Raw genomic sequence first — 14619 nt, 5'->3', positions numbered from 1 at the left:
ATAAATAATTATTGATATGGAAGTAGTAAATGAAGCCTATAAAGAGGTAAGAGAAATGTTTAAGTCGGTAGTACCGCCATGTACGGCGACAATAGATGACGGAACCCATTATGAAGTTGTGGCCATTAAGCAAGAAGCCGGACCGTCACAGGAAAGCCATGTATTGCTCGGTACGGTAGTAAAACATGCCGATAGTATCACTGTCGGATTTAATAATAAGTTGGGAGAAAAAAAGAATAAAGAGCTTTTTTCGGAATATTTATTGGAGAAGATGAATCCCCATGGCCGGATACGTATACATGAAATGAACCATCAGTTACATTTGGATCTACAGTATGCTGTTGAAAGACTTATGCGGTATTATAACGATATGGGATGGATCTGAAACGAATTCCGGTTTATGAAAACGGATAGTATATTATTTTATGCTATCCGTTTTTTATAGGATGGTAATGCTTATTTTTCTTTTGTCTCCGCCATCCCGGAATTCACAGAGGTAGATTCCTTGCCATGTTCCCAGGTTTAATTTATAGTCTTTTATAGGAATCATAACAGAAGCACCCAGCAAGGATGCCTTTATATGAGCGCTCATATCATCGGGACCTTCCAGTGTATGCCGGAATCCGGTCATGCCGTCCGGTACGATTTTGTCAAAGAATGTCGTAAAATCATGTCTGACATCGGGGTCTGCATTTTCGTTAAGGGTTAATGCCGCGGAAGTATGTTTGATAAATGCCAGTAATAAGCCGTGTTCCGGTAATCGGGGCAGCCGGGATATAATTTCCTGTGTTATCAGATGATACCCCCTGGGATAATGAGGTAATTGAATATCGAAGGTTCTGGCCATAATATTTCGTTTAAATGATATAGTAAATACAAACATACGTATTATTTTGTTGAATGGCTTAATAACGTCATTCATTCTATATAAAAATTGAATGCATATAGGATAATTTTCGATTTTATAGCTATCTTTGTAAATTCAAATAGTACGTACTATACAATATAGAATACATATATGACACAGGTAGAAAATAAAGAAGATTTCGAAGAAAAGAAAAGCTTGAATTTTATAGAACAGGCTGTTGAGGCCGATCTTAAGGCCGGGAAGAACGGGGGACGGCTTAATACACGCTTCCCGCCTGAACCGAACGGATATTTGCATATTGGACATGCTAAAGCTGTATGTATGGATTTTGGTATCGCAGAGAAATTCGGAGGGACCTGTAATTTGCGTTTTGACGATACGAATCCGGTCAAAGAAGATGTGGAGTATATTGATTCGATAAAAGAGGATATTCATTGGCTTGGTTTCGATTGGGGAGACAGGTTATATTATGCTTCGGATTATTTCCCCAAATTGTGGGAACTGGCTGTTCGGATGATTAAAGAGGGGAAAGCTTATGTCGACGAACAATCTTCTGAAGAGATCGCTAAACAGAAAGGTACTCCTACGCAGCCCGGTGTGAATAGTCCGTACCGGAACCGCTGCATAGAAGAAAACCTCGATCTATTCGAGAGAATGAATAAAGGTGAATTTGACGAAGGTACAATGGTGTTAAGGGCCAAGATAGATATGGCCTCGTCCAATATGCACTTTCGTGATCCTATCATGTACCGTATAATCAAATATCCTCACCACCGTACAGGCAATACTTGGAATGTTTATCCTATGTATGATTTCGCACATGGACAATCCGATTATTTTGAGGGTGTTACCCATTCGATATGTACACTTGAATTTGAAGTTCATCGTCCTCTTTATGAATATTTTGTAAAAGAACTGGCAGATGAATCCTATTGTCCCCGGCAATTGGAATTCAATCGTCTGAATCTTACTTATACTGTTATGAGCAAGCGTAAATTGTTGCAGCTGGTAAAAGAAGGATTGGTTTCTGGATGGGACGATCCTCGCATGCCGACTATATGTGGTTTACGTCGTCGCGGATATACTCCGGAATCAATCAAGAATTTTATTAACAGGATAGGGTATACAAAATATGACGGGATTATAAGTGTTTCTTTACTGGAACATAGTATTCGTGAGGATTTGAATAAACGGGCCGACCGGGTATCGGCAGTAGTAAATCCCGTGAAGTTGATAATAACGAATTATCCTGAGGGGCAAACTGAGCAAATGTTCGCCGAGAATAATCCGGAAAATCCCGATTCGGGAACTCATGAAATACCTTTTACGAAAGAGCTGTATATCGAGCGAGAGGATTTTATGGAAAATCCCCCGAAGAAATTTTTCCGCATGACACCGGGTCAGGAAGTACGTTTAAAATCGGCTTATATTGTAAAATGCACCGGATGTAAAAAGAATGCGGATGGTGAAGTAGAAGAAATATATTGTGAATATGATCCGGACACACGTAGCGGACTTCCCGGTAGTATGCGTAAGGTAAAAGGTACGTTGCATTGGGTTTCGGCAGAATATAGTCAGGAAGCGGAAGTTCGTTTGTATGACAGGCTTTTCAATGTGGAAAATCCAGCAGAGGAAAAAGATAAGGATTTTCGTGAATTATTGAATCCGGATTCTTTAAAAGTAGTGACGAATTGCCGGATAGAACCCTATTTGGCGCAGACGGCTAAAGTAGGAAATCGTTATCAGTTCCAGCGTATTGGATATTTCTGTGTCGATCAGGATTCGAAGAATGATAGGCTAGTATTTAACCGGACCGTTTCATTGAAAGATAGCTGGGAAAAGTTGAAAGATAAATAAGAAAAACCGATATACTAAGAAACTGCCGGTAGCCGTTTATTGAATGGTATTCCGGCAGTTTCGGGTTTTTATAAGAGCGACTCGTTATGTCAAAAAAAGATAAAGCAGAATTATTAGGCCGATATGAGCAGATGCTTAGGGATGGAAAAAGTATGTATTTCGATACGGACGAACTGGAAGATATTGCGGTGCAATATGAGGAGGATAACCGTATATCCGAAGCTTTGCAGGTTGTAGAACATGGTTTGTCCCTGCATCCTTTCAATTCGGAACTCAGTTTGAGAAAAGCCCGCTATTTGCTGTGTCTTGACAGACCGGAAGATGCTGAGAAAGTAATTAATACGGTTCCCGGTGAAAGTACGGAGGCGATTCTTATACGTGCGGAATTGCTTCTTATTAACGGGGAATCACATGAAGGAGAAAAGTTACTGGATAGCTTGTTGAGAAGTGATGATGTGACTATAGAATTATGCTTTGAAGTATTGGATCTTTATCTTGATTACAGCTGTTTTGACGAGTTGGTCCGGTTTGTAAATCATGCAGATGATGTTTTACCGGATAGCAGGGAGTTGTTAAGAGAACTTGCTTTAGTGCATGAAGACAGGCTGGATTATGAAGCTGCACTTGCTATTTATGACAGGCTTATAGATAAAGATCCTTATTCTCCTGCAGACTGGTTCAGCATGGCTAAGATATATGCTTTGCAGAAAGAATATGATAAATCTATAGAAGCTTGTGATTTTGCCCTGACAACCAAGGAGAATGATGAGACGATAATCTCTTTTAAAGGATATTGCTTTTATGATTCTGGGCGTTACCCCGAAGCTATAGAGCAATTTAAGGAATTTGCAGGTATTATAAAAGATAAAGCGGTAGCATACGAGTTGATAGCGGAATGCTATATGAAACTTGAAAAGAACAATGAGGCTGTTGAATATTTGTTGCTTGCGTTGGAATTGGACCCATCGAATCCTAATATTTGCTATCAGCTGGCTACGAATTATTATGATATGGGAAATATTACAAGTGCAATAGAATATCTTCATAATACCATTCGTTTGGATGAAAATGATGCTGAAGCTTTTTCTTTTTTAGGAGAACTGGAATTACGGGACGGACTGGACGATCTGGCTGAAATGCATTTATCCCGTTCGTTGGAACTGGACGGTGATGACGAAGAAACCATAGCTCTTATTGCCGATTTGAGGATGAAACAGGAGCGTTGGGAAGATGCTGCTGTTTTTTACGAACAGTTGTCTGAAAAAAAACCATATCAGGTAAAATATATGTTCAAGTTGATAATGATATATTATAACCTGGAACAAGAAGATAAGGTGGAGCTATTTATAAGCCGTATAGATGATTTGACAATGGATGAGTCTATATGGGAAAAGGTTCCCGAAGATGACAGGAATGATTTGCTCAATGCCAAGAATATGTTGCAGAATTTAAAGGAAGTTTTGAGAGATAATCTCGATGAAAATATATAAAGCCGTTTTTTTAACTTGGAGGCAGTTGTAATTGCGATTCTATTTATTGGAAAAGACAATGTTTTGGGTAATTTGTTATATTGATATATATTTTTTCTTTAATTTACTGTATGTTCGAAGTATGTAGTTTTTATTTTGTATCTCTTTAGATGAAAAATACCCTGACGAACGGAAAGGGGATTTTCCTTTCTGATTAGAAATTATTTGATAGGGATTTTTGTAAAAACTGAGTGGTGTTCGATATAAAATCGTTTAGATACATAAATTCCGGAGCATATTTTCCTCCATGTTTGGCTCCATGGGCGATCCATATCTCTTTAATGATGTCAGCCGGTAATTTATCAAATATTTCTTTAGACATCGACACGGGTGTCCGGGTATCCTCAGAACCGACTATGAGCATAATGTCTTTGTGAAAATGGGGAGCGATAGCAAGGGGCATACTGCCGACAGGAAAATCTTTTGGTATTAAAAGATTTTCATCTTTCTTTCCTGTTTCATTTTTTATGATGGGAATAATAGCTTCAAAAGAAGAGGGGATACCCCGTAAAATACATCCTTTTATTGATGGATTATTATATGCTGTAATCATTGACAGATAACCACCTGTTGACCAGCCGAGAAGATAAATGTTATTGGAATCAGTTTCGGGTTCTTCTCTTACTCTTGTGATTACTGCCTTATAATCTGTGAGCATTTCGGTATAACAAAAGTAATTATGATCCATAGGAAATTCACTGCTTGTACCAAATCCTCTCCAATCGAAAGTTACAACATTATATCCGCTTGCTGTATAGTGCATAGCTAAAATTAATTGGTAATAAGACATATTACCGGAATCTCCGTTACTGATGATTATTGTAGGACGTTTCTTCTTATCCTGAATTTTATAAGGCAGGAGTTCGTTGCTGCCAAAATTTTTATCCGGCATCTTTTGTGCAGGAAAATACCATGTCTCTATTTTGTAATTGTCCGGTGTTCTTACGTCTAATACTTTATAAATAAGCCCCATATTTTGAGGATATCTTATATATTGCCTGTCTGGTTGAATGGCATGTCCCGATGACGATATGATTATCAATATTGCAATGAAGAATTGTTTCATGAAATATCTTTTTTATTACGGGAGCCTTGTGAAATCTTATAGACTTAAATAGGCTCTATGGCATAAAAAACTATTAAGGAAAGAAAATATCCTATATCTTTTATGGTATTTTATTCTCTTTTTTTCTGCTGTTGAATGATTTTGTTTTCCGATTTTCTGAACTGATAATTTACTGCAAAAACGGATTGTAATTTTTTTCGCGATAAACGTTTGTTTCCGGACCATGTCCCGGATAGACTACCGTATCGGATGGTAATGTCATTATTTTATCGTTAATTGCTTTTACAAGTTGTTCATAATTACCGCCGGGTAAGTCGGCACGTCCTATGCTTGACATGAATAAGGTATCCCCGGATATTACAAAACCGGAATCTGGTGCATAAAAGACCATGCTGCCCGGTGAGTGTCCTGGTACGTGTAATGCATTTAAACTTTCATTTCCCAGCATAAATGTATCTCCTTCCTTAATGTATTTTCCGATAGGAATCGGGGATTCGGGTAGTGAAATACCGAACATATTTGCCTGTTCCGGCATGTTTGCTAAAAGGAATTCATCTTCCCTGGCGGCTTCTAATGGAACATGGAAAGTACGGGCTGTAAAAGGGTTTCCGAAATTATGGTCTAAATGTAAGTGAGTTGCTAACAGATATTTCACCTGTAATTTATTTTCCTGTATAAATTGCAGAAGAGTTTCCTGTTCTTTCGGATAATAACAGCCTGCATCGATAATTGCACTTTCACCTGTTTTATCGTCCCAAACAATATAACTGTTAACGGGAAACATGTTAAATTCCAACCGTTGAATTCTCATAATGGAACAATTATCGGGTTATTATATTCTGATAGGCACATATATGGCCTTTTTAGTTTCGAAGAAATCTTCTGAAAAATCGCTTTTCAAATCGAAAACAATAGCACTGTTTCTTACAGGTTGTATTTCTCCTTCAAGATTTCCTCCTTTTAAACAAATAAGTCCGTTGGGCAGTGCATTCTTTTGTTCCGATTTAATGTTTTTTCGTACCAGTTTCAACAGATCGGGAAGCGGCATAACGGCCCGGCTTATTATAAAGTCAAATTTACCTTTTTCTTCTTCTACTCCGCAATGGCGGAATGTAACATTCGTTAGTCCTGTACTGTTGGCAACTTCTGTTGCTACCGTTATTTTTTTACCAATTCTGTCGACCAAATGAAAATGACATTCGGGAAACATGATGGCTAAAGGAATACCGGGGAAACCTCCTCCGGTCCCTACATCCAACAAATCGGAGTGATCGGTAAACTGTATTACTTTGGAAATAGCGAGAGAATGTAGTATATGATGAAGATACAGGTTCTCTATATCTTTACGGGATATTACATTTATCTTAGCATTCCAATCGGTGTATAGGTCGCCTAAAGCAGCGAATTGTTCTTTCTGTTTGGCAGTAAGTTTAGGAAAATATTTTTCGATATATTGCATAAAAATCAATTTTCAATCATATTCATGACCGGGCTGTCCGGTTTAATATATGGTTTTAGCGTATTGTAAGGAACGGGTATTTTTACTGAACCTACTGCGTAGCAGGCTATTTCATAGGGATTATATAACCACACGACGCCGGTATTGTCAATATAGAAGTTCTCTGTTGCCGTAATACCGTCTGGGTCAAAAAAGCCTGCATCTACCAGTTGGGCAGGAGATGTTATCCTGAGGTCTTTAAGCAGTTGAGATAAGATTACTTTATTCACCTTTTCGAAATCTTGTGAATTGAATATGTCTTCCAGTGTCAGAGGGTTGCCATTCTCCAAGTTAATGACTTCGTATGTGGTTGTAGTCATTCCGTGTGCCCCGCCTGTATATTCATATTGTTGTACAAAATAACAGGTAAATAGATTGTTATTAAAAATGGGAGCAGCGTTTACGGAATACACATAGTTCAGCCAGATAAAGTCGTCAGCATTGTATTTTCCTTTGTTTTCTTCGATTCCTTTTTTAAGATCATCTTCTAACGTGTCGTATTTTTTTATATAAGAATCTGAAAACTGTTTCAGTGCTTCGGTGGGTGAATATTGTACATATTCGTCTCCGAAACAAGATGATACGAATTTTTTCTGTATTATTTTCAGGATAGAATCGTTTTTGTATTTTTCGGGATAGCTTATAGTTGCGGTAAATTCGCAAGCCGGATATTCCGGTTTATTCAAAAGATGTTTATTGATCTCTACTGTGGATTCTCCATACCGTACCGTGTCGGTGGATATACTGTCTTGCTCCGTCTGATCGTTTTTATTTTTAGTATTGCAAGAAACCGCCATCACTGCTATAAAGGCAATAATCGATGTATAGATACTTGGCTTACGCATATTTTTAATTGTTGATTATTTAATACAAATATACTCGATTCTTTTGGTATTGCGAAAGGAATGATGCTAATTTCGGTAAAAACGATGTGCATTAAAAAAAATGTAGTATTTTTGTATCGGTATGATTGGAACAAAATCTTTATTCTTCAAAATAATAACGTCGCTGGTTCTGAGTGTGATATTGGTAGCTACAATAGGTATCGGTCAGGTAAGCTATTGTTGTGAAACATGCGAAGAGAACGGATTTTGGAGTGTACTGATGTCGGAAACTTCTCTAAAGCATCAGCAAGGATGCTGCGATGCCAGCGGACAGGAGGATCATCCCGTCTTCTGCTATATGTATCAGGAAGATGATTGCTGTTTAGTTTCTGTTGCTTATGAGTCTTTTCAGTTTTTGCTGAATTCTTCGCCTGTTCCGCATATTACATTCGATATGGTATTTACTTTACCGGTAAATATATTGCTCGAATATATTTTGCCATATCTCCCTTGTATTTATGATTTTCCGGATAATTCTCCTGTTGTTAAAGGAGGACGAGGCATACTTTCTAAAATTTCGGTACTGATTATTTGAGAACGAATTTAATTTTTGAAAGTCGGTGATAATTATTGCCGCTCATAAATTAATGTTTGAATCAAAAAAATAATAGTACTAAAATTTATGTTAAGAAATTTCTTAATTGTATTTTTCATAATACTAAGTCCATGTATTTTATATGCCGGTGAATTATCTGGAATAGTGAAGGATAATTCCGGCGAAATTATAATCGGAGCCAATCTACGCTGGATAGGAAAGAGTAGTGGGGGAGTCTCTGGTGAAGATGGTCGTTTTTCCATACCCCGTGCCACATCCGATACTAAATTGATTGTAAGTTACATCGGGTATAATACCGATACGATCGAAATAAAAGTAAATAGTAAATTTGAAGAGATTATACTGTCCGGGGGAGCTGCTCTGGAAGAAGTGGTGGTAACTCATCGGTCGGTTGGTTTGTTACATTCTCGCGTGGAAACTATACAGACTCAGAAAATAAACCGGGAAGAGCTGGGCCGGGCTGCCTGCTGTAATCTGGCCGAAAGTTTTACGACAAACCCTTCCGTCGATGTATCTTATAGCGATGCTGTTACCGGCGCGCGACAAATACGTTTATTAGGACTTTCGGGCACATATGTTCAGATGCTTACGGAACAAGTTCCCCACTTCAGGGGAGCCGCCGGTTTGTACGGATTAAATTATGTTCCGGGACCCTGGATGGAAAGTATTCAGGTTTCAAAGGGAACTTCTTCGGTAAAAAACGGTTATGAAGCATTGACCGGACAAATTAATATTGAATATAAGAAGCCTCAGAATTCTGATCCGCTTACACTCAATCTTTTTGCCGCAGATAACGGGCGTATTGAATTTAACGGAGATGGTAATTATATGATCCGGGAAAATCTGGGTGTCGGGCTTATGGTTCATTATTCGAATGATAAGCAGGGGCATGATTCAAATCACGACGGCTTTTTAGATTTGCCGAAAACCGAGCAGGTGAATTTGTTGAATCGTTGGTATTTTAAATCTGATAAATGGATATCCCAGACCGTTTTAAATGGAATGTTTGAAGATCGGATAAGTGGTGAGTCCGGACACAACGATGATTTGTCTGCCGAATTGTATAAAGTGAATATAGAGACATGGAGAGGTAATATTTATACGAAAAACGGTTATATATTGGATCCCCTGAAAAACTCCAGTTTTGCACTTATTCTTTCCGGATCGATACATGATCAAAGGTCTTTATACGGATATCGTATCTATGACGTAAATCATGGTAATATGTATGCGAGTCTTTTATATGAAACGGAGTTTACCAGGCAACATCACTTTAGCTCCGGTTTGAGTTTCAATTACGATGGTTATAAGGAGCGATATGGTGAAAAGATAAACGAAGAAAGTGTATTTCCATGGCTGAGAAGGACCGAGAGTACTCCGGGAGCTTATGTGCAATATACTTATAATAGAAATGATGAATTTGTCGTATTATTAGGTTTGCGGGGAGATTATCATAATATATATGGTTTTTTTGTTACTCCACGTTTACATCTTAAATATGATATTGCGCCGTTTCTTACCTTTAGAGCCTCTGCCGGAAAAGGTTACCGGCCAGTGAACGAATGGGTGGAAAACAGTTATTTATTGGCAAGTAACCGCCAGTTTGTCATATCTCCAGATTTGAATCGTTGGGAAGAAGCCTGGAATTTTGGGGCAAACTTATCTTCTAATCTTGAAATTGGAGGAAAAAATTTGTCTGTAAATCTGGATTGGTATTATACCCGGTTCATAAAACAAGTAGTTGCAGATCTTGAACAAGCTCATGAAGTGCGTTTCTATAATCTGGAGGGACGGTCTTATGCACAGAGTGCCCAGTTAGAAATGTCATATCCGTTTTTCAGGGGATTCACTTTTACCGGTGCATTCAGGTTTACCGATGTAAAAACTACGTATTCCGGAGTTTTAAGAGAGAAACCGCTGACCAGCCGTTATAAAGCAATGGCTACTGCCTCTTATCAGACAAGATTAAAAAAATGGCAGTTTGATTTGACCGCGGCGGTTAATGGACCCGGGAGAATGCCAGATCCTGATATGAATGTTGCAGACGAGTCTCTACGTTGGAAGAAAAATTACAAAGCATATATTTTGCTGAATGCCCAAGTAACCAAAAATTTCAGAACATGGTCTGTTTATGCCGGAGGAGAAAATCTCACTAATTATAAACAGAAAAATCCGATTATAGATGCGTCCAATCCCTGGGGGGCACATTTTGATGCATCCATGATATATGCTCCGGTGCATGGTGCGAAATTTTATGTTGGAATACGTTGGAATATACCTAAATATTAATTTGCTAATTTAAAAATAGATAAAGATGGAAATGAAAAAATTATGGACTGTATTGGCTTTATATTTTGTCATCGTTTCGGGTGTCTATGCCAAAGATACGAAAAATGAAACGAAAGTATGCTTTGCCGTTACGATGAGCTGTCATTCCTGCCAGCAAAAGATCGAGAAGAATATGGCTTATGAAAAGGGGGTGAAAGATTTGGAAGTGAGTCTGGATAATCAGACGGTAATTATAACTTACCGTCCGGATAAGACTGATGAAGAACAATTAAAAGCAGCTTTACAGAAACTGGGATATAAAGTTGTAAAGATAGAAACACAGCCGATTAAAGAAAAGAAATAGGTAAGTGGAATCTCGAATCAAAGATGCGGTTTACCATTACAGCCAAACCGCATCTTTGATTATTAATGCATATAAAAAGTTCTATTGATTTGTTAGTATTGAAGAATAGGTATGCGACGAACGTAGAACATTTTTTGCTCTGTCGGCTCAAGACGGTTGAATTCGAAGTCGGATGGATATTCATTAGGATCGAAGTCCAACTTAGTGTTTTCTTCGATGAGTTCTCCGTCTACAAATGTTATAGTTTTGTCTTTGGGGTTAAATACCAGCTTTGCAGAGCGTATTTCATCCGTACGTCCACAAATATACTTTATTTCGGCCTCATTTCCCTTGATGTTGGCTTCAGTAATTTCATCAACGGTAGTCATCTCGCCGATAACGATAGGAGAAGTAGTTGAGACTCTGAAAAAACCTAACGTATTACTTCGGCCAAAAGCCTCAATATCCTTGTCGTAGAAATTGATATAAAGTTCATAATAGTCATAATCCATTTCGTTGTGAAATTCATATTGCCAGTAACCCTTGAATGGCTTATTTATCATCTGTTGTTCTTCACGCTTGATTGAAGCCAAATCTTCTTTGGAATAGTAGATTATCTCGCGGTAAGTGTTGAGTTCAAAAGGTGTATCATCATCAGTACCTGTAATTTTACGCTCAGTCCAATTACCATATTCATCGTATTGATAATAAAAATAGAGGCTTTTTTTTAATATATATTTTGATATATCGTTAGGGTCTGAACGAAGAACAAACTCATAGGATGACAAATCATTATTTTCATTATAATGAAATTCGGAATGGCCATAGAGTTTGTCATATTTATGCATATTTTTTCTTAACGTATATTCAGTGTCCATGCTTGAAAGCAAAGGACCGGTGTATAGGCATTTGCTCTTGGCTTTATCCGTTACCATGCCATAAAGAAATGGAATCCAATATGTGAGAGAATCGATTTCCCAGTCGGAATAATCTTGTTCGCTATTTGTAAAAGTGAGGTCGATAGCCGGAAGGCCTTGAATATACTGTGGATTTCTTTTATAAGTAGTGACTTTGCGAGGCACTGTTTCTCCACTTTTATTGACTCCCCAATCATATTTTCGGTAATAATCGCCTCTTATCCTGTATATTAGTTTTCCATCGGAATATGCGTACCGGTCAGAGTTCCGATGGTTTGAGCGAGTGCTGTACATATCCTGGAGATATCCGGTTTCAGTATAGTCCAAATTGTAGCTTTCTCCGTATCGAAAATTTTCATTCATGCCCCATTTTTGGATTTCAAGATTACCGTTCTTGTCATAGTACATCGTAAACCATCCATCGCCTTTGCTGGCCGGGATTGAGCTTATATCTACAGAGTAAACCGGTCCGCGTAGTCCATATTTTGCCAAATCATTTGGATAGTTTATAAAATCAGGTAAATAATCTATCATTGAAGAGCCATTTTCAACGGAAACAGCATTACCTACCGGGTTAAAATAATAGGTTATAGGGGTAAATATTGTGCGGTTATTATTGTTATCGCCTGAACAGGCCGACAATAATACAATAATAATAGTCGCTAGTAGGTGAGTAGTTTTCATAGTGTGAAATTAATTGGTAGTCTGAATGTTGATTTTACAGGCGTGTTGCCTTGCATCGCAGGATTCATTTTTGGCAGAAGTTTGACGAAACGTATTGCTTCGGCATCTAAGCTGGGGTAAATGCTACGTTCCACAACAGGGTTGGTAATTCTCCCATCCGTTTCAACCGTGAATTTTATGACAACTTTTCCCGATTTGCCGGCTTTACGTGCATCTTTGGGATAATTCAAGTATTCAGACATATAGAAAGATAGCACTTTTTGATTACCGCCGTGGAAATAAGGCGGTTTTATAGGAACTTGGGGAGCATTTTCGTAATATGTAATTTCGCAGGATTCATCAAACTCTTTTGTACTTATATCGTCCTTTACTGTCGCTTTTCGCTTTGTCCAATTCCCATATTTGTCTGTTTCGAGATAATCGTATGTGATTTGCAGAACATTATGTTCATCACCTTGTTTTCCGGACACAAATTCAGACTCTATGACCTTGTTTGAGTAAATATAATAGTGTGTCAGAGAGCCGTTGTTATCTTGATAAATGTATTTTGCCACGGTACCATCGTCGTTATATTCCCACTGCATGATATATCCTTTATCGTAGTTCTGGGAGGCATCCACTTTTATTAAACGTCCTTTGATATCTCGTTCTGCTTGTAACTTTACGCCTTGTTTAGGATTTGCTAACTCATCCCATACCCCTTCTTCTGTAAACTTGAATGTTTCAAATGTTTCACCTGAAGATCGGGAACTCCTCGGTGTATGGCCAATTGCAGTTTTAAGATTTATCGATTTTACTTTCCCTTTAACATTGCAAATGGCCCTGTCATTGCTATAGGTGTTTAAAATGCCAATGACTAATAAACTTGTGATGATGATTGATAACTTTTTCATAAGAGTTTGTATTAATTCATTTTGAATGTATAGTTATAAACTAACCATGCGGCAGCAGGATATTTTTCATGATGATAATGGCGAACCGCTTCATTTATATATTGCTCTTTTTTAATAATTGTGATACCATATTCTTCTTCCGCTGCAAGTATAAGATAATATTCCGTTTTTTCTTCGTCACCGCTTGATATCGCATCCCAAAGCGACCGTAAATAATAAGATGCGTCATCTTTACTGATCCATTCGTGGTATATTTTTCCATTTTGTTTAAGGGTCTCTACATGGGTCTCAAAATGATATTTATCTTGCATTTGTTTAGGTGAAAGATTGGTAAAATCTTCTTGGCTTACATCCGTAGAGTTATAATGGACAGGGATAACAATTTCAATTGGCGAAGAGAACGGATTCTTCACGTTTAATCTGTTTCGCTCCATATTATCATAATAATACCAATTAATTTCGCCATCCTTGCATGTAATACCGCAAGATATGAGTGTTTCATCTATTTTTCCTTTTAACGGAGTCAGTTTTAGTTTTATATCGACCCAGTTTGAAGAAGCATCCCCCTCAATTCCTATCCATTCTACTTTAAGAAATGTGCTGGAAAGTTTCTCCTCGGCCTCGTTTTTCTTTCGTTGGGCTATCTTTTTCATTTCTTCAAGTTTTGTTCCAAATTGATTGTCCCATTCTTGCCCGTATTTTTTTTCTAAAGCCTCATCTTTCTTAGAAAATAATTTTAGGAAGTCATTTAATTGCTTATAAGTCAGTTTTTTCAATTGATCCTTTTTGTCAATTGGGAGTTCTTCTACAACTATTCTTTGTGAAATAACAAGGGTCATAGCTAACCATTCATTTTTTTCTTTTGTCAATTCTTCTATTTCATCCGTGGTAAGTTTTTCGAGTACACTTTTATTGGCGGGTGAGTTAGAACACGATGTGATAAATCCCAGGAAAACGATTGTTGTGAAAAATTTGTGTAGCAAGGTCATAATGATCGAGGTTCTGTCAGTTCCGGAAAGAACCAATAAATTATACATAAAGCGTGGAACTGTATATCGTGTCTTAATCAATGTGCAGAGCCTCAGAAAAACTTCTGTAACAGATATGGAAATGGCAGTCTTATGCTATATATGCAAAAAATATTATGCCATCTTTTGAAATTCATTAAGCTTCGCACATTATATTAAAATCAAAGATATAGCGCTTCTGTTTTTTATATATATTAAATTGAATTATATCAATGTAAATACAAAATT

The 14619-nt window shown here is 37.6% G+C and carries 14 protein-coding genes; 6 read left to right on the top strand and 8 right to left on the bottom strand.

Annotation, left to right across the window (positions count from 1 at the left end; genetic code table 11):
• Positions 1-16 precede the first annotated feature (16 nt).
• Positions 17-385: a hypothetical protein gene (locus tag OCV73_RS04545; protein ID WP_147549519.1), complete on the top strand. Its 369-nt coding sequence runs from the start codon at positions 17-19 to the stop codon at positions 383-385.
• Between the two features lie 54 nt (positions 386-439).
• Here the strand turns inward: OCV73_RS04545 and OCV73_RS04540 are convergent, their stop codons facing one another.
• Positions 440-847, bottom strand: coding sequence for a secondary thiamine-phosphate synthase enzyme YjbQ (locus OCV73_RS04540; RefSeq protein ID WP_147549516.1), 408 nt, complete (start codon positions 845-847; stop codon positions 440-442).
• Positions 848-1018: 171 nt separating this feature from the next.
• On the opposite strand from OCV73_RS04540, the gene OCV73_RS04535 reads away from it, so the two are divergent.
• Both OCV73_RS04535 and OCV73_RS04530 read left to right on the top strand, forming a co-directional pair.
• Positions 1019-2725, top strand: coding sequence for a glutamine--tRNA ligase/YqeY domain fusion protein (locus tag OCV73_RS04535; RefSeq protein WP_147549513.1), 1707 nt, complete (start codon positions 1019-1021; stop codon positions 2723-2725).
• Between the two features lie 86 nt (positions 2726-2811).
• Positions 2812-4215, top strand: a complete 1404-nt coding sequence (locus tag OCV73_RS04530; protein ID WP_147549510.1) for a tetratricopeptide repeat protein — start codon at positions 2812-2814, stop codon at positions 4213-4215.
• A 193-nt stretch (positions 4216-4408) separates the two neighbouring features.
• Here OCV73_RS04530 and OCV73_RS04525 read toward each other — a convergent pair whose 3' ends face one another.
• From OCV73_RS04525 to OCV73_RS04510, 4 genes are all read right to left on the bottom strand, one after another.
• A complete protein-coding gene (locus OCV73_RS04525; RefSeq protein WP_147549508.1) occupies positions 4409-5320 on the bottom strand; it encodes an alpha/beta hydrolase family protein in 912 nt (303 codons plus the stop codon).
• A 169-nt stretch (positions 5321-5489) separates the two neighbouring features.
• Positions 5490-6131: an MBL fold metallo-hydrolase gene (locus OCV73_RS04520; RefSeq protein WP_147549505.1), complete on the bottom strand. Its 642-nt coding sequence runs from the start codon at positions 6129-6131 to the stop codon at positions 5490-5492.
• Between the two features lie 21 nt (positions 6132-6152).
• Positions 6153-6779, bottom strand: coding sequence for a 16S rRNA (guanine(527)-N(7))-methyltransferase RsmG (rsmG, locus tag OCV73_RS04515; RefSeq protein ID WP_147549502.1), 627 nt, complete (start codon positions 6777-6779; stop codon positions 6153-6155).
• A gap of 5 nt (positions 6780-6784) precedes the next feature.
• A complete protein-coding gene (locus OCV73_RS04510; protein ID WP_147549500.1) occupies positions 6785-7663 on the bottom strand; it encodes a DUF3298 and DUF4163 domain-containing protein in 879 nt (292 codons plus the stop codon).
• A 121-nt stretch (positions 7664-7784) separates the two neighbouring features.
• Here OCV73_RS04510 and OCV73_RS04505 point away from each other — a divergent pair, with 121 nt between their 5' ends.
• From OCV73_RS04505 to OCV73_RS04495, 3 genes are all read left to right on the top strand, one after another.
• Complete coding sequence (locus OCV73_RS04505; protein ID WP_147549497.1) at positions 7785-8237, top strand: hypothetical protein; 453 nt, start codon at positions 7785-7787, stop codon at positions 8235-8237.
• Between the two features lie 87 nt (positions 8238-8324).
• Entirely contained in the window at positions 8325-10547 is a 2223-nt protein-coding gene (locus OCV73_RS04500; protein ID WP_147549495.1) for a TonB-dependent receptor, read from the top strand.
• A 25-nt stretch (positions 10548-10572) separates the two neighbouring features.
• Positions 10573-10890 carry a heavy-metal-associated domain-containing protein gene (locus tag OCV73_RS04495; protein ID WP_262512870.1) on the top strand — a complete coding sequence of 106 codons (318 nt, stop codon included), beginning with the start codon at positions 10573-10575 and terminating at the stop codon, positions 10888-10890.
• A gap of 92 nt (positions 10891-10982) precedes the next feature.
• Here OCV73_RS04495 and OCV73_RS04490 read toward each other — a convergent pair whose 3' ends face one another.
• Genes OCV73_RS04490 through OCV73_RS04480 form a run of 3 tightly spaced genes read right to left on the bottom strand, consistent with a single transcriptional unit; the run spans position 10983 to position 14400 of the window.
• A complete protein-coding gene (locus OCV73_RS04490) occupies positions 10983-12470 on the bottom strand; it encodes a hypothetical protein (protein ID WP_147549492.1) in 1488 nt (495 codons plus the stop codon).
• Positions 12467-13363, bottom strand: coding sequence for an energy transducer TonB (locus tag OCV73_RS04485; RefSeq protein WP_147549488.1), 897 nt, complete (start codon positions 13361-13363; stop codon positions 12467-12469). Before OCV73_RS04485 ends, OCV73_RS04490 begins: the two co-directional genes overlap by 4 nt.
• 11 nt (positions 13364-13374) lie before the next feature.
• Positions 13375-14400 (bottom strand): hypothetical protein, encoded by a 1026-nt coding sequence (locus tag OCV73_RS04480; RefSeq protein ID WP_147549486.1) that lies wholly within the window; start codon positions 14398-14400, stop codon positions 13375-13377.
• Between the last annotated feature and the right edge of the window lie 219 nt (positions 14401-14619).

The sequence above is a fragment of the Barnesiella propionica genome (genome assembly GCF_025567045.1).
Lineage (GTDB): Bacteria > Bacteroidota > Bacteroidia > Bacteroidales > Barnesiellaceae > Barnesiella_B > Barnesiella_B propionica.
This window is presented reverse-complemented; position numbering and strand designations above follow the sequence as displayed.